18 protein-coding genes, 1 pseudogene and 2 riboswitches are annotated in these 21,201 nt (G+C 72.3%); of the genes and pseudogenes, 8 read left to right on the top strand and 11 right to left on the bottom strand.

Annotated elements, in window-relative coordinates; translation table 11 throughout:
* From I0C86_RS33885 to I0C86_RS45250, 3 genes and pseudogenes are all read left to right on the top strand, one after another.
* A pseudogene (locus tag I0C86_RS33885) lies at positions 1-510 on the top strand (metallophosphoesterase); the annotation flags it as partial.
* Between the two features lie 103 nt (positions 511-613).
* Complete coding sequence (locus tag I0C86_RS33880) at positions 614-1,351, top strand: response regulator transcription factor (RefSeq protein WP_196205385.1); 738 nt, start codon at positions 614-616, stop codon at positions 1,349-1,351.
* 61 nt (positions 1,352-1,412) lie between these two features.
* On the top strand, positions 1,413-2,828 hold the full coding sequence (locus I0C86_RS45250; protein ID WP_196205384.1) for a sensor histidine kinase: 1,416 nt from the start codon (positions 1,413-1,415) through the stop codon (positions 2,826-2,828).
* A gap of 150 nt (positions 2,829-2,978) precedes the next feature.
* Here I0C86_RS45250 and I0C86_RS33870 read toward each other — a convergent pair whose 3' ends face one another.
* Positions 2,979-3,629 (bottom strand): sulfotransferase family protein, encoded by a 651-nt coding sequence (locus I0C86_RS33870; RefSeq protein ID WP_196205383.1) that lies wholly within the window; start codon positions 3,627-3,629, stop codon positions 2,979-2,981.
* 146 nt (positions 3,630-3,775) lie between these two features.
* Here I0C86_RS33870 and I0C86_RS33865 point away from each other — a divergent pair, with 146 nt between their 5' ends.
* The gene (locus tag I0C86_RS33865; RefSeq protein ID WP_196205382.1) at positions 3,776-4,924 is read left to right on the top strand and encodes a type I phosphoribosyltransferase; all 1,149 of its coding nucleotides are present in this window, start codon (positions 3,776-3,778) and stop codon (positions 4,922-4,924) included.
* A gap of 19 nt (positions 4,925-4,943) precedes the next feature.
* Here the strand turns inward: I0C86_RS33865 and I0C86_RS33860 are convergent, their stop codons facing one another.
* From I0C86_RS33860 to I0C86_RS33850, 3 genes are read right to left on the bottom strand one after another with little or no spacing between them, the layout of a single operon-like run.
* Positions 4,944-5,546, bottom strand: coding sequence for a histidine phosphatase family protein (locus I0C86_RS33860; RefSeq protein WP_196205381.1), 603 nt, complete (start codon positions 5,544-5,546; stop codon positions 4,944-4,946).
* A gap of 25 nt (positions 5,547-5,571) precedes the next feature.
* On the bottom strand, positions 5,572-6,411 hold the full coding sequence (locus I0C86_RS33855) for a CbtA family protein (protein ID WP_323374002.1): 840 nt from the start codon (positions 6,409-6,411) through the stop codon (positions 5,572-5,574).
* A 14-nt stretch (positions 6,412-6,425) separates the two neighbouring features.
* Positions 6,426-6,629 (bottom strand): CbtB domain-containing protein, encoded by a 204-nt coding sequence (locus I0C86_RS33850; RefSeq protein ID WP_196205380.1) that lies wholly within the window; start codon positions 6,627-6,629, stop codon positions 6,426-6,428.
* Between the two features lie 32 nt (positions 6,630-6,661).
* Positions 6,662-6,813, bottom strand: a riboswitch (cobalamin riboswitch).
* A gap of 142 nt (positions 6,814-6,955) precedes the next feature.
* Between I0C86_RS33850 and I0C86_RS33845 the strand changes: the two genes are divergently transcribed.
* The gene (locus I0C86_RS33845; RefSeq protein ID WP_196205379.1) at positions 6,956-7,708 is read left to right on the top strand and encodes a cobalt-precorrin-6A reductase; all 753 of its coding nucleotides are present in this window, start codon (positions 6,956-6,958) and stop codon (positions 7,706-7,708) included.
* 6 nt (positions 7,709-7,714) lie between these two features.
* On the opposite strand, the gene I0C86_RS33840 is transcribed toward I0C86_RS33845, so the two are convergent.
* The 4 genes from I0C86_RS33840 to I0C86_RS33825 all read right to left on the bottom strand — a co-directional run bounded on the left by I0C86_RS33840 (position 7,715) and on the right by I0C86_RS33825 (position 11,862).
* Positions 7,715-8,239 (bottom strand): SRPBCC family protein, encoded by a 525-nt coding sequence (locus tag I0C86_RS33840; RefSeq protein WP_196205378.1) that lies wholly within the window; start codon positions 8,237-8,239, stop codon positions 7,715-7,717.
* Between the two features lie 106 nt (positions 8,240-8,345).
* A complete protein-coding gene (locus I0C86_RS33835; protein WP_196205377.1) occupies positions 8,346-9,932 on the bottom strand; it encodes a precorrin-2 C(20)-methyltransferase in 1,587 nt (528 codons plus the stop codon).
* Positions 9,929-10,558: a precorrin-8X methylmutase gene (locus I0C86_RS33830; RefSeq protein ID WP_196205376.1), complete on the bottom strand. Its 630-nt coding sequence runs from the start codon at positions 10,556-10,558 to the stop codon at positions 9,929-9,931. The genes I0C86_RS33835 and I0C86_RS33830 overlap by 4 nt, the downstream gene beginning before the upstream one ends.
* Positions 10,555-11,862, bottom strand: a complete 1,308-nt coding sequence (locus I0C86_RS33825) for a precorrin-3B synthase (RefSeq protein ID WP_196205375.1) — start codon at positions 11,860-11,862, stop codon at positions 10,555-10,557. Before I0C86_RS33825 ends, I0C86_RS33830 begins: the two co-directional genes overlap by 4 nt.
* A 67-nt stretch (positions 11,863-11,929) precedes the next feature.
* Positions 11,930-12,005: riboswitch (cobalamin riboswitch) on the top strand.
* A gap of 58 nt (positions 12,006-12,063) precedes the next feature.
* Here I0C86_RS33825 and cobN point away from each other — a divergent pair.
* The 3 genes from cobN (at position 12,064) to I0C86_RS33810 (ending at position 18,324) form a co-directional block, all read left to right on the top strand.
* Positions 12,064-15,720 carry a cobaltochelatase subunit CobN gene (gene cobN / locus I0C86_RS33820; RefSeq protein WP_196205374.1) on the top strand — a complete coding sequence of 1,219 codons (3,657 nt, stop codon included), beginning with the start codon at positions 12,064-12,066 and terminating at the stop codon, positions 15,718-15,720.
* A gap of 197 nt (positions 15,721-15,917) precedes the next feature.
* On the top strand, positions 15,918-16,325 hold the full coding sequence (locus I0C86_RS33815) for a peptidase inhibitor family I36 protein (protein WP_196205373.1): 408 nt from the start codon (positions 15,918-15,920) through the stop codon (positions 16,323-16,325).
* Positions 16,326-16,746: 421 nt separating this feature from the next.
* Positions 16,747-18,324, top strand: coding sequence for a pectate lyase family protein (locus tag I0C86_RS33810; RefSeq protein ID WP_196205372.1), 1,578 nt, complete (start codon positions 16,747-16,749; stop codon positions 18,322-18,324).
* Between the two features lie 120 nt (positions 18,325-18,444).
* Here I0C86_RS33810 and I0C86_RS33805 read toward each other — a convergent pair whose 3' ends face one another.
* The 3 genes from I0C86_RS33805 to I0C86_RS33795 all read right to left on the bottom strand — a co-directional run.
* Positions 18,445-19,848, bottom strand: coding sequence for a cobyrinate a,c-diamide synthase (locus I0C86_RS33805; RefSeq protein WP_196205371.1), 1,404 nt, complete (start codon positions 19,846-19,848; stop codon positions 18,445-18,447).
* Positions 19,845-20,459, bottom strand: a complete 615-nt coding sequence (gene cobO, locus I0C86_RS33800) for a cob(I)yrinic acid a,c-diamide adenosyltransferase (RefSeq protein WP_196205370.1) — start codon at positions 20,457-20,459, stop codon at positions 19,845-19,847. The genes I0C86_RS33805 and cobO overlap by 4 nt, the downstream gene beginning before the upstream one ends.
* Positions 20,459-21,201 (bottom strand): vWA domain-containing protein (locus I0C86_RS33795; protein WP_196205369.1); only part of this gene is annotated, 743 nt, incomplete at its 5' end. The genes cobO and I0C86_RS33795, both read right to left, overlap by 1 nt.

The following is a 21,201-nucleotide window of genomic DNA, read 5'->3' as shown; positions in this document are numbered from 1 at the left end:
GGGACGGGCGGGCCGGTGACCGTCGCGCCCCTGTTCCTGCTCTACGACTACACGTTCCGGCCGTCGGGCACGCGGACCCAGCAGGAGGCGCTCGCGCGGGCGTACGACGCCGGGGTGGTGTGCACCGACGAGTTCCTGTTGCATCCCGACCCGTACCCGAGCCGGGAGGACTGGTGCCGCCAGCGGGTCGAGCGGACGCAGGCCCGGCTCGAGGCGTGCGACCCGCGGTTTCCGACCGTGTTGGTGAACCACTTCCCGCTGGTCCGGGAGCCGACCCGGGTGCTGCGCCACCCGGAGTTCGCGCAGTGGTGCGGTACCGAGGCGACCGCCGACTGGCACGTACGGTTCCGGGCGCACACCGTGGTCTACGGCCACCTGCACATCCCGCGCACCACCTGGCACGACGGGGTGCCGTTCGTCGAGGTGTCGGTCGGCTATCCCCGCGAGTGGCGCCAGTATTTCGGTCGTCCGCCGGGGCCGCGACAGATCCTGCCTCGACCACTCTCATAGAAGACACAGGAATTTCTGACAGATTTCCCCGCCGGATTGGAGACAATGCTGGGCAAGCCCGTGCAGCTACGGGCGCAGGGGTTTGATCCCGGAGAGGACGGGCATGACGGTGACCGAACCCGCGGGTGGCGCCCGGTCCACGACCGACTCGACGGCTCCGCGGATCCTCATCGTCGACGACGAGGTGTTCCTCGCCGATCTGGTTGCCTCGGCGCTGCGCTACGCCGGCTTCGCCTCGGTGACGGCGCCGAGTTGCGCAGAGGCCGAGGCCGCCGTCGCCCGGGAGAGTCCGGACCTGATCATCTTGGACGTGATGCTGCCGGACGGCTCCGGAATGGAGCTGTGCCAACGGTTGCGCCGGGCCGGGTTCCTCGCCCCGGTCATCTTCCTCACCGCCCGGCAGGCCGTGGAGGACAAGATCGCCGGCCTGACCGTCGGCGGCGACGACTACCTGACCAAGCCGTTCAGCCTCGACGAGCTGATCGCCCGGGTGCGTGCCGTCCTGCGCCGGGCCCGGTCGACGGAGACCGCGCGCGGTGGTGGCCTCAGCTACGCCGACCTGGAGATCGACGAGGACGCACACCTCGTCCGCCGGCACGGCACCACGATCCACCTCAGCCCGACCGAGTTCAACCTGCTGCGCTACCTGGTGTGCAACGCCGGCCGGGTGGTGTCCAAGCAGCAGATCGTCGACCACGTCTGGGAGTACGACTTCGGTGGCAACCAGGGTGTGGTGTCGACGTACATCAGCTACCTGCGGCGCAAGATCGACCAGTTCGACCCGCCGCTGATCCACACCGTGCCCCGAATCGGATACATGGTGCGGTTGCCCACGCCGTGAGCGGTAGCCAACTCGGCGCGAAGATGCCGCACCACGGCACGCAGCGGACCGGAGTGTCGACGTGAGTCTCCGTACCCGGCTCGTCGCGGTGGTCCTCGCGCTGCTCGCCGCCGGACTCCTCGTCGCCGCGGGCGCGACCCTCGCGGCCCTCCGGTTCTTCCTGCTGGCCCGCACCGACACCCAGCTCGACCAGCTCAGCTCCGTGATGGTGGCCCAGCTGGACTCCGGGCGGCCGATGGCACCGATGTTGAACGGCGGCCGGGCGCTCACGGCGACCGAGCAGCCGTTCGTGCTCCTACAGGTGCAGGAGCCGGACGGCAGCCTCCGGACCAACATGGGCCCGCCCGACGCCCGTTCGGTACGGATCGACGTGCGTCCGGCGGCGTCGACCCGCGACAATCCCGTCGGAGTGGTGCACCGGAACGTCAGGCTGGCCGGGGTCGATCCGTCGCAGTGGCGGGTACGCGTCGCCTGGCTGCCCGACCGACAGGGCATCCTCGTCCTCGGCCTGCCGATGACCCAGTTCCAGGAGATGTCGGACCGGCTCATCCGGGTCGAGGTCATCGCGACCGCCAGCGTCATGCTGGTGGTCGCCCTGGTCGTCCTGCGGGTGATCCGCGTCGGGATGCGGCCGCTCGACGACATCGCCGAGGTCGCCAGCGCCATCGGCCACGGCGACCTGAACCGCCGGGTGCAGCCCGCCCGGCCCAACACCGAGATCGGCCGGCTCAGCGACGCCCTGAACACCATGCTCGTCCAGATCCAGACCGCGTTCGCCGAACGGCAGGCGTCCGAGGACCGGCTGCGCCGCTTCGTCGCGGACGCCTCGCACGAGCTGAACACCCCGATCGCGACCATTCGGGGGTACGCCGAACTGTTCCGCCACGGCGCCGACACCCGCCCGGACGACCTCGCGCTGGCCATGCGGCGCATCGAGTCCGAAGCCACCCGGATGGGCCAACTCGTCAACGAGCTGCTCACGCTGGTGAAGCTCGACGAGGGCCGCCCGCTGGAACGGGAACGGGTCAACCTCGCCCGGCTGGCGACCGAGGCGGTGGCGGACTCCCTGGCGATCGAGCCGGACCACCCGTTGAGCGTCGAGATGGACGGCGAGGTCGTCGTCTCGGGGGACGATGCCCGGCTGCGGCAACTGCTGACCAACCTGCTGTCGAACGTACGCCGGCACACCCCGGCGGGCACCCGCGCGGTGGTCCGGGTGACCGGAACCGGGGAGGAGGCCAGCATCGAGGTGACCGACGACGGGCCGGGAATGACCGTCGAGGACTGCGAACGGGTCTTCGAGCGCTTCTACCGCACCGCGACGACCCGCTCGCACCAGCGCAGCGGCTCGGGACTGGGGCTGGCCATCGTCGCCTCGATCGCCGCCGCGCACGGCGGTACCGCCTCCGTCACCTCCACCCCCGGCGCCGGGACCACGTTCACCATCCGGCTTCCGGTTTCGCCGCCCGCGCCGTGAGCGGCAGTCAGCCGGGGACGTCGTACTCGTTCCAGCCGGTGGCGACGACCAGCCGGGCAGTCCACGAGTACGTCCAGCCGGCTTGGGCGCGGCGAAGGTGTCGACGCCGGTACGGATCGGCACCGGCCCGCCGTACGCGGGAGCCCTTCCTTACATCTCGACCTGCTGGCGGAACGCGGCCGTCGTGTTGAGTAGGGGGAACGGCGTCTCTGGCACCTCGACACCGAGGAAGTCGCAGAGCGGTTCCCAGCCCTGGGCGGGGTCGAACTCGAGCAGCCGGTCGGCCGGTACGGTGGCCCGTACCTCCGCGTTGTGGTCCGTGTAGACGCGCAGGGCGTGCTCCCGGTCGGTGAACCGGCCGTCGAAGGTCCCCTGCCAGACGAGGGTCTCCGTCAGCTTCGGCTGGTCCCGCAACTCCGGTTGGGCCTCGATCGCCTGCCGCAGGCCGGGCGGCAGGTTCTCCGGATCGACGGACCGACCCCGGTAGATGGTGTTGCTGACGCTGTCGTACCAGCGCTCCGGGTCGCGTACCGTCAGCAGCACCTTCGCGTCGGGATAGACCTGTATCAGCTCCCGCCAGAACGCCGCGCTGGGCCAGTCCACCGCCGAGCGGTAGCCGCCGAGCAGCAGGTCCCAGTCCGCCGGCTCACCCTGCGCCACGCGCAGCCAGTTCTTGATGGTTCCCGGATGCGCGAACAGTTCGGTCATGTGGTGGCAGGGCCCGAAGCCGATCAACTCCAACGCTTCCTTGGTCGACTTGGTGCCCGTACGCCCGAATCCCGCGCCGATGACCTTCAGCATGCTGCCCCTCGCGCCGTTGTGTCCGTCGATCGACCACCAGTCTCCACCAGAGTCCTCGACCTACTCAATCCGCCCGCCCCGGTACGCCGGCCCTGGCAGAGCCGGACCGGGCCTCCCGGGCGTCCCCGCCGTGCCACACTTACCCGATGCGGAGCCTGTCGGTCCCGGCGGTGGCCGCGGTGCTGGTACTCGTGGCCAGCGGCACGGCGGCAGGGGCCAGCGGCACGGCGGCCGGGGCGGCTGTCCCGGGTCAGGTGGCGACGTCGGCGGCCGCCGGACGCGTCACCCGGATCTGCGAGATCGGCGACAAGCGGCTGACCGAGATCTCCGGACTGGTGGCCACCGCCAACGGCTACATCGTGGTCAACGACGGTTCGAACCGGGAGAGCCACCGGCGGATCTTCTTCCTCAACCGCGCCTGCGCGGTGACCCGAGCCGTCGCCTACCCCTCCCGGCCGCGTGACACCGAGGACCTGGCCCGAGCCCCGGACGGCACGGTCTGGGTCGCCGACATCGGCGACAACGGCCAGTCCCGGCAAAGCGTCGCGCTCTGGAAGCTCGCTCCGAACGGGCGCTCGCCGGTACTCCACCGGCTCAGCTACCCGGACGGTCCACACGATGCGGAGGCGTTCCTGCTGTCCGGCGACGGCACCCCGATCATCGTCACCAAGGATCCCGGCACGCCGGGTCTGTACGTGCCGACCGGCCCGCTGCGCGCGGGCGCGACCGTACCGATGGCCAAGGTCGGCGAATTCACCCTGCCGAGAAGTGGTACCAGCAACCCGTTCTACAGCTTCGGGACGCGTCTCGTCACCGGCGCCGCGCTCGCGCCGGACGGTAGTCGGGCCGTGCTGCGCACCTACGCCGACGCCTTCGAGTTCGACGTCACCGGCGGCGACGTGGCCGGGGCCATCACCAGGGGCGTTCCCCGGATCACTCCGCTGCCCGACGAGCCGCAGGGAGAGTCGATCACCTACGGCGCCGACGGGAGATCGCTGCTGACCGTCTCGGAAGCCGTCGAGGATTCTTCCGCCACCAGGCCGGCCATCCTGAGCTACCGCCCGCCATCAGGTTCCGGACCGGCGCCGTCGGCCACCTCTCCCGCAGCCGTGCCCGCGGTCCCCACTCCCGCCACGAGCGGCGCGGCCGGCGGCGAGCTCCCGCGCGCGGGGCGAGGGCCGGACAACGCCGGATATCTGATCGGGGCGGTCGTACTGGCCCTGATCGCAACCGGCGTCTTCGTCGCGTTGCGGCTCCGTGGCCTGGCCTTCCGACGCCGGGGACGCTCCGGGTAACGGGTGCCACCCGCAAGGCTCAACCCGTCGTACCGGCGGGCGCGGTCAGGTGGAGTTGCCAGCGCGACCCGCGCCCGGTCAGCCGTACGACCGCCAGGGGCGCGACGTCCAGTTGCCAGAAGACGGGGGGCGGCAGCCGGAGCGCCCGTACCAGCACGGCGCGGATCACCATCGGATGGGTGACGGTGCCGATCCGCCCGCCCCGGTCGACCTGCCCGTCGAGCCAGCGACCGATCCGGTGCAGGAGCGCGCTGACCGACTCGCCGCCGTGCGGCGCCGCGTCCGGCTCGGTCAGCCAGCTCCGGACCGCCTCCGGCTCCCGGGCGGCGACGTCGTCCAGGGTCCGCCCGGTCCAGCGCCCGTAGTCGCAGTCGGCCAGCGCCGGTTCCGGCGTGGGTTGCAGACCCAGCGCGTACGCGGTCTGCATCCCCGCCACAGCCGGGGTGCTCAGGCAGGCGTCGACCCGCCCGAGGAGTCCCCGGCCGTCCGGTCCGGCCGGCGCGAGTGCGAGCGCGGCCCGGTTGCCGCCCTCATCGAGGGGTTCGTCGCCGCCGCCGAAGACCGCTCGCCGGATCGCGGCGGTGTGGGCGTGGGCGACCAACCGGAGGCTGGTCGTGGTCACGGTCGGGAGCGGAGGCTGGTCGTGGTCACGGTCGGACAGGGGCGTCGACGCCGTTCCTCGCCTCGTCGGTCTCCCCCGGTCCGTCGGCGCTGCCGGCCAACCGGTCGGCGACCTGACGCCGATCCCGGCCGCCGCCGCCCGACCGACCGCCGCCGCTCCAGGTCAGCAGCGCCGCGAACAGCAGCCCGATACCGGTCCAGAGCACCACCTGGGTACCGAGGGAGGCGAGCCGGAAGTTCCACAGCAGGGTGGCCGGGAAGTCCTCCGGCACCTCGTGGAACGTCGGCAGCACGATGTAGGACACCGCCGTGACGAGCAGGAACCCGCCGACCGCGGCCGCGCCACGCTGCCACTCCGGCGCGTCCGGCCGCACCGCCCGGTAGCCGAGGGCGGCGGCCCAGACTGCCACCAGACCGAGCACCACCAGCAACAGGTAGCTGCCGGTCCGCTGGTTGATGGTGTCGGGGTTGCCGACCGCCGGTGGATTCGCCGGATACTTCAGGAACGGCACGACCACCGCGCCGAGCAGTGCCCCGCCGGCCAGCAGCAGCGCCGCCCGGCCATCGTCGGCGGTACGCAGCCGGCGGCGCAGCAGGACGTACGCCGTGGCCAGCAGACCACCCATGGCGACGCCGAACAGTCCGGTGGCCAGGAACAGGCCGGCGCGCTGGCCGTTCCGGCTGACGAGTTCGTCCTCGTGGTGGTCCTCGCCCGTGCCGGGCTCGGAGTGGGTCGCCTGTTCCTCGATCGTGATCGCCGCGTCGATCCGCGGTTCACCGGCGAAGTAGGCGAAGGTTCCGGCGATCAGGCCGGCGACCAGGCCTGCGAGCAGGCCACGCAGTAGTACGGACAGAAAGGTGGGCACCGGATGCGCGGCGGTCAGTGGCAGGGAACGCCGAGCAGGTGCCGGCCGTCGTGCATCAGCTCGTGCAGGTACATGCCGCTCTGGGAGACGGCGCCCTGGTCGAACGCGACCAGGTAGGTCAGCAGCGAGAGGGCGGCGACGACGGCGAGTGCGACCCAGAGCAGGCGGGCCGAGATCGCGGGGTGGGCCAGGGTGCGGGCCGGCGTGGAACTGGACATGCGCAGAACCTCCTTGGGGATGACGCGTCCCCTTCGAAAAGGCTGCGACGACCGAGCGTCCTGGCTCGCGGGCCCGAGGATGTCGGGACCGCTCACAGTGGCGCGACCGCTCCGGATTCTCACCGGCTTCCCTCGCGACGCCGCAGTTTGGTGAGTCGACGGTATCGCCGCCATACCCGGCGGTCAACCGGACGACCTGCCGACCGGGAACTCTCCTCCGGTGTCCGCCGCGCGCGTGGCTGGGCGGAGCGGGACGCAGGGTGTCGGAGGTCACCGGTGGACGGGCGCGCTTGTCGCGCGTCCGCGCGGCCGTTACGGTTCCGGCCGTGACGACCCGGGTGCTGGTACTCGGCGGCACGGCCGAGGCGCGAGAACTGGCCGCCGCCCTGGTCGGCCGCCCCGACACCGTCGTGGTCTCCTCACTGGCCGGCCGGGTCGCCAATCCCCGGCTGCCGGTCGGCGAGGTTCGGGTCGGCGGGTTCGGTGGAGTCGACGGCCTCATCCGGTGGCTCGTCGCGCACCAGGTCGACGCGCTGATCGACGCCACCCACCCGTACGCGGAGCGGATCAGGTCCTCGGCGGTCCGGGCGGCGGACGCGACCGGGCTGCCACACCTGCGGTTGGAGCGTCCCGGCTGGACGAGCGGGCCCGGGGACCGGTGGCACCGAGTGCCGCACCTCGCCGCCGCAGCCGATCTGATACCCCGGTTGGGCGGCCGGGCCTTCGTCACCACCGGCCGGCAGGGACTGGACGCCTTCCTTCCCCTGCGGGACATCTGGCTGCTCGTCCGGGTCGTCGACGAACCACAGACGCCGCTGCCCGGCAACGTCTCGGTGATCCGCGACCGTGGCCCGTACCAGGTGGCGGCGGAGACGGCGCTGATGGCGGCGCACCGGATCGACGTACTGGTCACCAAGGACAGTGGCGGCTCGTACACCAGGGCGAAGCTCACCGCCGCCCGGGATCTCGGCCTGCCCGTGGTGATGGTCGACCGGCCGGCGGCCGTGGCCGTACCGGCGAAGGTGTCGGAGGTCGGCGCGGCGCTGGCCTGGCTGGAGTCCGCCCTACCGCAGCAATAGTTCGAACTAGTGCCGTTGACCAGGAGGGCTCGCCGGGGTCACTTCCAGCAGTTGGGCGAGGCGTTCCAGGGTGCTCGCCATCTGCGTCTGCCACCAGGCGCGTCCGCTGTCCACTTCCGCGCGTTTCTCCTCCGGCATGCGCGAACCGTCGAACGTCTCGGTCACGATCGTTGCCCCGGGCCCGTCCGGAAGCAGGTCGAAGATCCACCGATGGCCCCACGCGGCCCCGGTCGCGGTGGCGTCCGGGTGCCCACGACCGGGCCTCGGTTCCCAGCCGAGGCGGCGGTCCGGCTCGTACTCGACGACCTGGTTGTTCATCTCGTAGTCGCCGTAGCGCTCGTAGTGCATCCGCATCACGAAGACGTCGCCGACACCCGAGACCACGGCGTCGGCGACGCCACCGCGAAGCATCCCCGAGCCGTCGAAGTCGCGGTGCCGCCCGGGGTCGGCCAGGATCCGGAAGATGTCCTCCGCCGGTGCCTCGATGCGCCGGGACACCTCCACCACGGGCTCGCCTGTCGTACTCGTCATCCGCGCCCCTCCGTCAACCGCGAAGCATGAGCCTGACTCCGACCCGGGACGCTACATCGGGGGTACGACAAGGCACGGCGGGGCGGGTCGCCGCCGCTGCGGACCGTCAGCCCGGGTACGTCCTGGGTGTCCAGACCACGACCGAGGAGTCCGCGCGCCGGTCCAGTCGGGTGGTCGACGAGCCGACGATCAACAGGCAGCGCATGTCCACCTCGTCCGGGTCCAGTTTGGACAGTTCCACCACCGTGACCCGCTCCCCCGGCCGGCCGACGTCCCGGGCGATGACCACCGGAGTCTCCGCCGCACGGTGCCGCAGCAGGACGTCCCGGGCCGCCGCAACCTGCCATCGGCGGCTCGCGGACGCGGGGTTGTAGAGCGCCAGGACGAGGTCTGCGGCGGCGGCACCCGCCAGCCGTTGTTCGATCACGGCCCACGGTTTGAGCCGGTCGGAGAGCGAGAGCACCGCGAAGTCGTGGCCGAGCGGGGCGCCGATCCGACTCGCCGCCGCCTGCGCCGCCGTCAGCCCCGGCAGCACCCGTACCGGCACCGAGCCGAACCGCTCGTCGGTGGTGGCGACCTCCAGCACCGCCGTGGCCATCGCGAAGACTCCCGGGTCGCCTGAGGAGACCACGGCCACCCGCGCGCCGGCCAGGGCGAGGTCCAGCGCGTGCCGGGCACGCTCGATCTCGACCTGGTTTCCCGAGGTGTGCCGGTGCTGGCCGGGGCGGTGCGGCACCCGGTCGACGTACGGGGCGTAGCCCACGAGATGTTCGGCCTCGCGGAGTGCCTGTGCGGTCTCCGGGGTGAGCCACTTCGTCCCGGCGGGACCGAGCCCGACGACAACCACCTCGCCCGCCGGTCGCTCGGCCTCGACGCCGGTCGGCCGATCGGCACCCGTCGCCCCGTGGACACCCGCCGCCGGGACGCCCGTCCCGCCCGAGACACCCGCCGCCACGGCCGCGCCGGTCGGACTGGTCAGCACCGCCAGGGAGAAGTACGGCACCCCGTCCGGATCCACCTCGGCCAGCGGCAGCTCCCGCCCGGTGCCGGTGGTGGCCCGCTCGACGTACCACGCGTCGTCGAGCCGTCCGGCGTCGCTGAACGCGGCGCGTACCTGGGGAAAGGTGCGGCCCAGCTTGAGCACGGCGGCGGCGTCGGTGTCGGCCAGCCGGCGGGTCAGCTCGTCGGCGGGCAGGGTTCCGGGCAGCACGGTGAGCACCTCGTCCCGCTCGACCAGCGGTCGGCCCAGGACGGCGGTGGCGGCGCTGATCGAGGTGACCCCCGGCACCACCTCGGCGGGAAACCGGTGCGCCAGTCGTTCGTGCAGGTACATGTAGGAGCCGTAGAACATCGGGTCACCGGCGCAGAGCACCACCACGTTCCGCCCGGCCGACAGGTGTCCGGCGAGCCGTTCCGCGCTGGCGTCGTAGAACTCGGTGATGGCCGCCTCGTAGCCGCCCGGATGGTCGGTGGTCTCGGTGGTGACCGGATACACCAGCGGCTCCAGTACCTGGCCGTCCGTCAGGTACGGCGCGGCGATGGAGCGGGCGATGCTGCGGCCGTGCCGGGCCGAGTAGTAGGCGACGACGTCGGCGGCGGCGATCACCCGGGCCGCCTTGACGGTCAGCAGTTCGGGGTCACCCGGTCCGACCCCGACCCCCCGGAGTGTGCCCGGCCGCACGTGGCTGTTCATTCGACCTCGTTCGCGATGGCGTTGACCGCGGCGGCGGTCATGGCGCTGCCGCCCCGTCGACCGTGCACCACCAGGTATGGAATACCCGCAGCGTGTGCGGCCAGGGCCCGCTTCGACTCGGCCGCACCGATGAAGCCCACCGGAACACCGATGATCGCCGCCGGGCGGGCGGCACCCTCGTCGATCATCTCCAGCAGCCGGAACAGCGCGGTCGGGGCGTTGCCGATCGCCACCACCGCACCGTCGAGCCGATCCCGCCACAGTTCCAGCGCGGCGGCGCTCCGCGTCGTGCCGAGCCGCTGGGCCAGCCCGGGTACGGCGGGATCGCGCAGCAGGCAGAGCACCTGGTTGCCACCGGGCAGTCGGGCCCGGGTGACGCCGGAGGCGACCATCGCCGCGTCACAGAGGATCGGCGCACCGGCCCGCAACGCCGTACGACCGGCGCTGACCAGGTCGGGGCTGGCCTCGATGTCGCCGACCAGGTCCACGCAGCCGCAGGCGTGGATCATCCGGACGGCCACCTGCGCGAGGTCCGGCGGCAGCGCGGACAGGTCTGCTTCGGCCCGGATCGTCGCGAACGACTGCCGGTAGATCTCCGCACCGTCGCGGATGTATTCGTAGTTCACAGTTGCCTTTCTGCCCGTGCTGCCAGGGCGGCCGAGGGGGTGCCGATCCAGCTGTGCCCGACTGCCTCGATGCGGTACCCGGCACCGGTGGCCACGGCCAGCACCGCCGGCCCGACCGGACGGCCGCAGCACCGGTCACAGCCGACGACGTGCACCGGAAGCGCTCGACCAGCAGCAGCAGCCGGCGGCTCGGCACCCGTCGCGCCGTCGGCCAGGGCGTCCGTCAGGTCCTGCCGGACGTCGGCGAGGGCACTGGCGCAACCGGGGCGACCGGTGCAGGCGGTGACACCGAGCCACGGCGAGGACGGCTCGACCAGCAGCCCGGCCGTGACCAGGCAGCCGACGGTATCCGGTCGCACGGAGTCGAGCACGACGCTGCGCCACGGGGTGATGATCATCTCGTCCGTACCGGCGAGGTCGGCCAGCACGCGGGCCTGGGTGGCGGTGAGCCGTCCCAGCCGGACTCCGGCCACCACCAGGCCGTCCGGCCGGACACCCACCTCCGGTGCCGCGCCGCCCGCCGCCTTCCCACTCGCGGCCTTCCCGTTCGCGGGCACCGGTGAGTCCGGCTGCCCGACCGGGCGGCCGAGGGCTTCGGTCACCCGGGCCGGCCCGTCCGGCAGGTCCGCCAGTCGCCACAGGTCGCGGCGGTCACCTCGGACCCGCAGGAAGGCTCGGGCGGCCTCGATCAGCAGTTCGACCGCGGCCTCCGGACCGACCCGCAGCCCCGTGTCGGTGCCGGCCAGCCGCAGCGTGTCCGCGCCGGCGATCCAGCACAGGTCGGCGCCGAGGGTGGCGACGTCGTAGCGGCCGTCGTCGAGGGCGAACAGGAACCGGCCGCTGAGCGACGCCAGGTCGGCGGCGGCCCGCAACGCCGCGTCAAGGTCCCGCACCAGCGGGCGTACGTCGAGCCGGCCGCTTCCGTCCCCACCGCTTCCGTCACCACCGCTCCCGTTACCACCGCTCCCGTCACGGCCGCTCAGCGGTGAGGCGAGCAGGTTGCGGACGCGCTCGTGGGTGGGGGTCGGCAACAGTCCGGCGGTGGCGATCCGTTCGGCGGCCCGGCGTACGGCGTCGTCGTCGGGAAGACCCCGGATCTGGAGGTTGGCCCGGGAGGTCAGCTCCAGCGTCCCGTCACCATCCGTGGTGGCTACCTCGGCGAGTACCCGCAGTTGGTCGGGGCGAAGTTGGCCGCCGGGCAGCCGTACCCGGACCAGCAGACCGTCGGCGGCCTGGTGTGCCCGCAGCGCACCGGGACAGCGGTCCTCCGGCGATCGTGGGGACGGGGTGACGGGGACGGACACAGGCACATCGTAGAGTCAGGGTCCTCGGCGCCTGCCGGCCCGAGAGAAGCATCACGCGGTGGACCCGGAGGAACCCGGTGCGAGTCCGGGGCGGTCCCGCCACTGTCACCGAGCTGGCGATTCAGCTCGGAAGCCAGACACTCCGGCTCACCGCACGACCACGACCACGACCACGGGCGCGGACCCGAGGAGGAGTTCCCCATGTCTTCGGCGGACGCTGCCACCACCATTCTTCTCTTGTCGACTTCGGACACGGATCTCCTGTCCGCCCGAGCCAGCGGCGCGGCCTACCGGCTGGCGAACCCGGCCCGGCTCGACCTCGCCGAACTGCCCGAGCTGGTGACCGGGGTCGACCTCGTCGTGGTACGGATCCTCGGCGGCTACCGGATGTGGGAGGAGGGCCTGACGGCACTGCGCGCCGGTTCCCTGCCTGTGGTGGCGCTCGGCGGCGAGCAGGCGCCGGACGCGGACCTGATGGCCCGGTCCACGGTGCCGGCCGGCATCGCCGCCCAGGCGCACGCGTACCTCGCCCAGGGTGGGCCGGACAACCTGCGTGAACTGCACGGCTTTCTCTCCGACACGGTGCTGCTGACCGGCCACGGCTTCCACCCGCCCGTCGAACAGCCGGGCTGGGGGATCCATCCCCGGACCCCGGGTACATCGTCGGGGCCGGTGGTCGGCATCCTCTACTACCGGGCCCACCAGTTGAGCGGAAACGTCGGGTTCGTCGACGCGCTCGCCGCCGCCGTCGAGGACGCCGGAGGTCAGGCCCTGCCGATCTTCTGCGCCAGCCTGCGTACCCCCGAGCCGGAACTGCTGGCGGCGCTCGGCGCGGCCGATGCCCTGCTGGTCACCGTGCTCGCGGCCGGCGGTACCCGGCCGGCGGACGCCGCCGCGGGTGGCTCGGAGCAGTCCTGGGACGTCGGCGCGCTGGCCGCGCTGGACGTACCGATCCTGCAGGCGCTCTGCCTGACCTCGTCCCGGCAGACCTGGGCGGACAGCGACGACGGGGTCTCGCCGCTGGACGCGGCCACCCAGGTCGCGGTGCCCGAGTTCGACGGGCGCCTGATCACCGTGCCGTTCTCGTTCAAGGAGACCGACGCCGACGGGTTGCCCCGGTACGTCGCCGATCCGGAGCGGGCGGCCCGGGTGGCCGGCACGGCTGTCCGGCTCGGCCGGCTGCGCCACACCCCACCGGAGCAGCGCCGGCTGGCGCTGGTCCTCTCGGCGTACCCGACAAAGCACGCCCGGGTCGGCAACGCCGTCGGGCTGGACACCCCGGCCAGCGCCGTGCGCCTGCTGCGGACGCTGCGCGACCTCGGTTACGACCTCGGGCCGGTCGACGGTCCGGACGCCCTGCCCGGCCTGGCACCCGCCCCGGACAGTGAACTGCCCGACGGTGACCGGCTGATCCACGCGCTCATCGCGGCGGGCGGCCAGGACCAGGAGTTCCTCACCGAGGAGCAGCTCGCCGCCAACCCGGTACGGGTGCCGCTGCACAGTTACACGCGATGGTTCGAGGCGCTGCCGGCCGAGTTGCGCGAGGCGATGGTCGCGCACTGGGGGCCGCCGCCGGGCCAGCTCTACGTCGACACCTCCGCCGATCCCGACGGCGAGATCGTGCTGGCCTGCCTGCGGGCCGGAAACGTGATCATCATGATCCAGCCGCCGCGTGGCTTCGGCGAGAACCCGGTGGCCATCTACCACGATCCGGACCTGCCGCCGACCCACCACTACCTGGCCGCGTACCGCTGGCTGGACGAGGAGTTCGGTGCCGACGCGGTGGTGCACCTCGGCAAGCACGGCTCGCTGGAGTGGCTGCCCGGCAAGACGGTCGGCCTCTCCGCCGCCTGCGGGCCGGACGCGGTGCTCGGCTCGCTGCCGCTGATCTATCCGTTCCTGGTCAACGATCCCGGCGAGGGGGCCCAGGCCAAGCGCCGGGCGCACGCGGTCATCGTGGACCACCTGGTGCCGCCGATGGCCCGCGCCGAGAGCTACGGCGACATCGCCCGGCTGGAACAACTGCTCGACGAGTACGCCAACATCGCCGCCATGGACCCGGCCAAGCTGCCGGCGATCCGGGGCCAGATCTGGACACTGATCCAGGCGGCCCGGCTCGACCACGACCTGGGTCTGGACCAGCGCCCGCACGACGCCGAGTTCGACGAGTTCCTGCTGCACGTGGACGGCTGGCTCTGCGAGGTGAAGGACGCGCAGATCCGCGACGGGTTGCACATCCTGGGTGAGCCGCCGGCCGGCGAGGCCCGGGTGAACCTGGTGCTGGCGATCCTTCGCGCCCGGCAGGTCTGGGGCGGGCAGGCCGGCGCGGTCGACGGCCTGCGCGCCGCGCTGGGGCTGAGTGAATCCGGCGACGAGCAGAGCGCCACCGTCGACCGGGCCGAGGCGGTGGCCCGGTCGCTGGTCGAGGCGATGGAGGCGCACGACTGGGCGATCGACGCCGTACCGGCGGTGCTCGCCGACGTCCTCGGCGACGACGATCCCCGGGCCGGGGCCGTACGGCCGGTGCTGGAGTTCGCCGCGACCGAGGTCGTACCCCGGCTGGCCCGCACCACCGACGAGATCGGCAATCTCGTGCACGCCCTCGACGGCGGTTACGTGCCGGCCGGGCCGAGCGGGTCACCGCTGCGCGGCCTGGTCAACGTGCTGCCGACGGGGCGCAACTTCTACACCGTCGATCCGAAGGCGATCCCGAGCCGGCTCGCGTACGCCACCGGGCAGGCGATGGCGACGTCGCTGGTCGAGCGGTACCGGCAGGACACCGGGGACTGGCCCCGCTCGGTCGGGCTGTCCGCCTGGGGCACCTCGGCGATGCGTACCGCCGGGGACGATGTCGCCGAGGTGCTGGCGCTGATCGGTGTCGCGCCCACCTGGGACGAGGCGTCCCGCCGGGTGAACGGATTCGAGATCATCCCGCTCGCCGAGCTGGGTCGGCCGCGCATCGACGTGACCGTCCGGATCAGTGGCTTCTTCCGGGACGCGTTCCCGCACGTGGTGCTGCTGCTCGACGACGCGGTCCGGGCGGTCGCGGCGCTCGACGAGCCGGACGAGCAGAACTTCCTGCGGGCGCACGCCCGCGCCGACACCGCCCGGCACGGCGACGAGCGGCGGGCCACCAGCCGGATCTTCGGCTCGAAGCCGGGCGCGTACGGTGCCGGCCTGCTGCCGCTGATCGACAGCGGGAACTGGCGCGACGACGCCGACCTCGCCGAGGTCTACACGGTCTGGGGCGGCTTCGCCTACGGCCGGGGGCTGGACGGTCGGCCCGCCCGGGAGGACATGGAGAGCGCGTACCGGCGGATCACCGTGGCGGCGAAGAACACCGACACCCGGGAACACGACATCGCCGACTCGGACGACTACTTCCAGTACCACGGCGGGATGATCGCCACGGTGCGGGCGTTGACCGGTCAGGCGCCCCGGGCGTACATCGGGGACAGCACCACTCCGGACGCGATCCGGACCCGTTCGTTGACCGAGGAGACGGCCCGGGTGTTCCGGGCCCGGGTGGTCAACCCGCGCTGGCTGTCGGCCATGCGCCGGCACGGCTACAAGGGGGCGTTCGAGTTGGCCGCCACCGTCGACTACCTCTTCGGGTACGACGCCACCGCCGGCGTGGTCGGCGACTGGATGTACGAGCAGTTGGCCCAGACGTACGCGCTGGATCCGGAGAACCAGGAGTTCCTGCGCCGGTCCAACCCGTGGGCACTGCGGAACATCATCGAGCGGCTCTCCGAGGCGGCCGACCGGGGCCTGTGGGCCAAGCCCGATCCGACCACAATGGACGCGTTGCGCGAGACGTATCTGCGAATCGAGGGCGACCTGGAGGGCGGCGACTGAGCCGGCCGATTGTGGTAGCCCGACCGGCCGGGTGGGTATGGCCGTTCGAGCCACTTTCATCGATCTTCGGGTAGAGTGCCGTCGGCAGGGTGTTGCTGTCTGTCCTAACAGGCAACAGCACCCTTCCGCGTGCCCGGAGTCCAGATAGGACTCACCCGTCCAGGCCAGGAACACTGGCCGTACCCAAGGAGGAAGCCATGTCTCGCTCGACCGGCTCCACCGTCTCCCGACGCCGTCGGTTCACGCTGTTCGCCGTCGGCGCCGCCACGGCGGCCCTCGTCGGTGTCGGCGCACCCGCGTCGGCCAGTCCGGCGAACAGCGCTGCCGCCGCCGACTGCCCGTTCAGCGCGACGCTGTGCCTGTTCGACCAGACGTCGTTCGGCGGTGAGCGGTTCGCCGTCAAGTCGCTCGTCCCCGGGGGCACGTGCGTCAGCCTGAACGACAGCGGCTGGGGCAACCGGGTTCGCTCGGCGATCAACACCAGTAGCCAGGGCGCGGCCCTGTTCGCCAACGACGACTGCGTCGGCGGCCCGTACCAGGTTGCGGCGAACAGCAGCGTGTCGAACCTGGGCAGCTTCCGGCCGCAGAGCGTCTGGGTGTCGTAGCCGTTCCCATGACCCGACCCCGTGGTCGCGGTGCTCGCCCCCGGCAACGCGACAACGTCGCACGACCGGGTGGCAGACCGCTCGGCCGGCTACCAGCGGGACGGATGTCGGTACTGCCGACATGACGATTCCGCCCGGGAGCTGAAGTTCCTGTCGGTGCAGGGGCGGCAGGGTTGCCGGCTCGGACGGTGCTCCGCTGACCGTCGGATGTCGGGGCGGTACGCGGATTGGCAGGCACGTGCTGACGTGCCTGCCAATTCGCTGCCCGGGGGCGCCGACCGAGGCGTCGACAGTACATATGCCCCTGATCGGGGCAGCATCTTGCCAGATCGATAGACGTCGTCCTATTCTTCGATTCCGGAAAGCGCTTTCCTGTCTGCCTGGATCTCCTGGTGCGGGCGGGGACGAAAGTGAGGCGAGGATGAGACGACCAGTCGCACTGCGACTCCATGCGGCGCTGGCCACGGCGGCCCTCGGGGCCACGGCCGGCGTGGTTCTGTCGATGCCCGGCGCGTCGGCGGCGACCGGCGGCGTCACCGGCTACGCGACCCAGAACGGCGGGACCACCGGCGGTGCGGGCGGGCAGACCGTACGGGCCAGCACGGGAACCACGATCCATGCGGCCCTGTGCGGCCGGGCCAGTAGCAGCACCCCGATCATCATCGAGGTCTCGGGGACCATCAACCACGGCAACACCAGCAAGGTGTCGGGCGACAGTTGCAACACCGCCGCCGACAGGATCGAACTCAAGGAGATCAGCAACGTCTCGATCGTCGGCGTCGGCGGCGGAGCCGTCTTCGACCAGCTGGGCATCCACATCCGCGATTCCAGCAACATCATCATCCAGAACGTGACCGTCCGGAACGTCAGGAAGTCGGGCTCGCCCACGTCCAACGGCGGTGACGCCATCGGCATGGAGAGCACCGTCCGCAACGTCTGGGTCGACCACGTCACCCTGGAGGCGTCGGGTGGGGAGTCGGAGGGCTTCGACGGCCTCTTCGACCTGAAGGACAACGTCCAGTACGTGACCCTGTCCTACAGCGTCATGCGCAACTCCGGCCGGGGCGGCCTCGTCGGGTCCAGCGAGAGCGACAGGTCGAACGGCTTCATCACGTACCACCACAACCTGTACGAGAACATCGACTCCCGTACGCCCCTGCTGCGCGGCGGCATCGCCCACATCTACAACAACTCGTACGTGAGCCTCCACGAGTCCGGGATCAACTCCCGGGCCGGTGCCCGCGCCAGGGTGGACAACAACCACTTCCGGAACTCCAAGGACGTCCTCGGCACCTTCTACACCAGCGAGGCCGGCTACTGGCAGGTCAGCGGCAACATCTTCGACAACGTGACCTGGTCCAGCCCCGGCGACGACACCAACCCCGCCGGCCCCAACCCGCAGTCCAACACCACGGTCCGCATCCCGTACTCCTACACCCTCGACGGGGCGAGCTGCGTGCCGAGCATCGTCAGCCAGACGGCCGGCGCCAACAGGGGCAACCAGGTGTCGAACGGCAACTGCTCGCCGACGACGCCGACGACGGGGCCGACCAACCCCACGCCACGGCCGACCACGCCCAGCCCGACCAACCCCACGCCAGGACCCAGCACGCCGACGCCGACCCAGCCCGGCGGGACCAACCTCAGCATCGGAGCCGGCTCCGACGGCTCCAGCAAGGCGAGCGGGACGAGCTACGGCAACGTGCGGGACGGCAACATGGCCACGTACTGGTCGCCCGCCGGCTCGACCGGCTACATCTCGATCAAGTGGGACTCCGCCACCGCGGTCTCCAGGATCAACATCCGCGAGGCGTCGGGCGCCACGGGCGGCATCGGATCCTGGCGGGTCGTCAACGCCGACACCGGCGCCGTGCTGACCTCCGGCAGCGGCGCGGGCGTCATCACCTTCACCCGGACCACGCTGAAAAAGATCACCTTCGACATCACCAGTTCGAACGGATCGCCCAGGGTCGCCGAGTTCGAGACCTACGCCGGCTAGCGGCGCAATCCCGCCGGCCGTCCGGAACCGGAACGCGGGCCATCCCGCGACCCGGCTCGGACGGCCGGCCGGGAACACCCCGGTCGGCGACCGTCGGGGTGCACCGCACCGCGATGATCCTCAGATGCTGGCGGGCGCTCCGGCGTACCGGGCCGCCGCCGCGCCGAACCGGGCGGCCAGTCCCGGATGCCCGGCCCAGTGCACGTGCAGGTAGGACGCGTGCAGAGCGCCGTCGACCACGCCCTCCTCCACCGCCGTGTCCAAGCCGTGCGGGCGGGACGGCCGGGGTCGGAACCGCCACGCGGGAACCCGGCCGTCGGCGTACCCGACCTGGGTGCGGTGGAACTCGTGCCCGGTCACCACCGTGCCGGGTTCGGCCAGCAGGCTGGTGCCGACCGCGACGCCCTCCCGGTAGCCGAGGGTGAGCCGTCCGGTCATCCGGGCCGAGGCGGCCAACACCCCGGTCATCGGATGGCCGTCGAGGTCCCGGCACAGGTACAGCAGTCCCGCACACTCGGCCACCACCGGCAGGCCACCGCGGACCGCGCCGGCCACCGCCGTACGCAGCCGGCCGTTGGCGGACAGCTCCGCCGCGTACACCTCGGGAAAGCCGCCGCCGAGGTAGAGGCCGGCACAGCCGGCCGGCAGTTCCTCGTCGCGCAGCGGATCGACGGGCACCACGCGCAGCCCGGCGGCGCCGAGCAGCTCCTCGGTCTCGGCGTACCGGAAGGTGAACGCCGAGCCACCCGCGACCGCGACGGTGACCGGCGGCAGCCTGGGCATCTCCTCGTCCGGCCGCCACGGCCGCTCGGTCAGCTCGGGTGCCCGCCGGGCGACGGCGAGTACGGCGTCCAGGTCGACGGCACCGGCGAGGTGGCCGGCCAGCGCGTCGACGGTACGGCGGGCCTCGGCGGCGCGCTCGGCGACCGGCACCAGCCCGAGATGCCGGCTCGGGGTGTCCAGGGAGCCGTTCCGGCGCAACGCCCCGAGCACCGGTACGCCGGTCCGGGCGACCGCCTGCCGGACCTCCGCCTCGTGGGTCTCCGACCCGACCTTGTTCAGGATCACCCCGGCGATCGTCAGCTCCGGGTCGTACGTCGCGAAGCCGTGCACCAGCGCGCCGATGCTCCGGGAACTGCCGGACACGTCCACCACCAGCAGCACCGGGCTCCGGGTCAGCCGGGCGACGTGTGCGGTGGAGGCGAAGCCCTCCCGTCCGACGGCGCCGTCGTGCAGTCCCATCACCCCTTCGACGACGGCGATGTCGGCCGGCGCCGGCACGGCCGCCCCGTGCAGCAGCAGCGGAAGGATCCGCTCCTCGCCCTGAAGGTGCGGATCCAGGTTGCGTCCCGGTCGGCCGGTCGCCAGGGCGTGGTAGCCGGGATCGATGTAGTCCGGTCCGACCTTGTGCCCGCTGACCACCAGGCCACGCCCGCGCAGCGCCGCCATCAGTCCGGTGGCCACGGTGGTCTTGCCCTGTCCGGAGGCGGGCGCGGCGATCACCACCCGGGGCAGCCGGGTCACCACTCGATCCCCCGCTGTCCCTTCTGGCCCGCGTCCATCGGGTGCTTCACCTTGGTCATCTCGACGACGAGATCGGCCGCCTCGACGAGCCGGGGATCGGCGTCCCGACCGGTGATCACCACGTGTTGGTGGCCGGGTCGGTTCCGGAGCGTGTCGACGACGTCGTCGACGTCGATCCAACCCCACTTCATCGGATAGGTGAACTCGTCGAGCACGTACAGCTGGTGCTGCGATCCGGCGATCCGGCGCTTGATCTCCTGCCAGCCCTCGACGGCGTTCGCGGCGTGGTCGTCCTCGGTGCCGGGCTTGCGGCTCCAGCTCCAGCCCGAACCCATCTTGTGCCACTCGACCGGGCCACCCTCACCGGTCTGCTCGTGCACCCGACCGAGGGCGAGCATGCCCGCCTCCTCGCCGACGCGCCACCGGGCCGACTTGACGAACTGGAACACGGCGATCGACCAGCCCTGGTTCCAGCCGCGCATGGCGAGGCCGAAGGCCGCCGTCGACTTACCCTTCATCGCTCCGGTGTGGACGATCAGGAGCGGGCGGTTGCGGCGCTGCCGGGTGGTCAGGCCGTCCTGCGGAACCGTCTCGGGCTGTCCCTGTGGCATCAGGCGGCCCTGCCCGACGCCTGGGCACCCGGCCGGCGGATGTCGGTCCGCGACCGTACCGCCGTGGTCAGCGCTCCGGCCGCGACCTGCTCCAGCGGCAGGTGTTCCGCGCCCAGCGCCCCGGCCAGCGCGGACGCCAGCCCCAACCGGATCCGGCCCGACTCGCAGTCGATCACCACCGACCGCACTCCGCCGGCGGCGAGCAGCCGGGCGGCGTGCCGCGACCGGGCCACGGCGTCCGGGCCGGCGGTGGCCCGGCCGTCCGTCACCACCACCAGCAGGGCACGGCGGCGCGGGTCCCGGATGCCCTCCACCCGCAACGCCTCGCCGGCCCGGAGCAGACCCTCCGCCAACGGGGTACGGCCGCCGGTCGGCAGGTCGTCCAGCCGGGTGGCGGCGACGTCCACACTCGACGTCGGCGGCAGCGCGAGTTCGGCCGTGCTCCCCCGGAAGGTGACCAGGCCGACCTTGTCCCGCCGCTGGTAGGCGTCCAGCAGCAGGGACAGCACCGCGGTCTTGACCTCCCGGATCCGCTGGCGGGCCGCCATCGAGCCGGAGGCGTCGACACAGAACAGGATCAGGTTGCCCTCCCGGCCCTGCCGGACCGGCACCCGGACGTCCTCCGGCCGTACCGCGAGGCCGGGGCCGCGCCGGCCGCGTAGCCGCTGGTACGGCGCCGCCGCCCAGAGCGTCGCGACCAGGTGCGGTCGACTCACCGGCGCCGCACCCGGCAGCGTGGTCG

Source organism: Plantactinospora alkalitolerans (assembly GCF_015690345.1).
Lineage (GTDB): Bacteria > Actinomycetota > Actinomycetes > Mycobacteriales > Micromonosporaceae > Plantactinospora > Plantactinospora alkalitolerans.
This window is presented reverse-complemented; position numbering and strand designations above follow the sequence as displayed.

Excerpts from the sequence above, each read along its gene's own strand:
- I0C86_RS33835 (WP_196205377.1), bottom strand. The coding sequence starts at position 9,932 with ATGAACAGCCACGTGCGGCCGGGCACACTCCGGGGGGTCGGGGTCGGA.
- I0C86_RS33870 (WP_196205383.1), bottom strand. The coding sequence starts at position 3,629 with ATGCTGAAGGTCATCGGCGCGGGATTCGGGCGTACGGGCACCAAGTCG.
- cobO (WP_196205370.1), bottom strand. The coding sequence starts at position 20,459 with ATGCCACAGGGACAGCCCGAGACGGTTCCGCAGGACGGCCTGACCACC.
- I0C86_RS33810 (WP_196205372.1), top strand. The coding sequence starts at position 16,747 with ATGAGACGACCAGTCGCACTGCGACTCCATGCGGCGCTGGCCACGGCG.
- I0C86_RS33815 (WP_196205373.1), top strand. The coding sequence starts at position 15,918 with ATGTCTCGCTCGACCGGCTCCACCGTCTCCCGACGCCGTCGGTTCACG.
- I0C86_RS33880 (WP_196205385.1), top strand. The coding sequence starts at position 614 with ATGACGGTGACCGAACCCGCGGGTGGCGCCCGGTCCACGACCGACTCG.
- I0C86_RS33840 (WP_196205378.1), bottom strand. The coding sequence starts at position 8,239 with ATGACGAGTACGACAGGCGAGCCCGTGGTGGAGGTGTCCCGGCGCATC.
- I0C86_RS33865 (WP_196205382.1), top strand. The coding sequence starts at position 3,776 with ATGCGGAGCCTGTCGGTCCCGGCGGTGGCCGCGGTGCTGGTACTCGTG.
- I0C86_RS33850 (WP_196205380.1), bottom strand. The coding sequence starts at position 6,629 with ATGTCCAGTTCCACGCCGGCCCGCACCCTGGCCCACCCCGCGATCTCG.
- cobN (WP_196205374.1), top strand. The coding sequence starts at position 12,064 with ATGTCTTCGGCGGACGCTGCCACCACCATTCTTCTCTTGTCGACTTCG.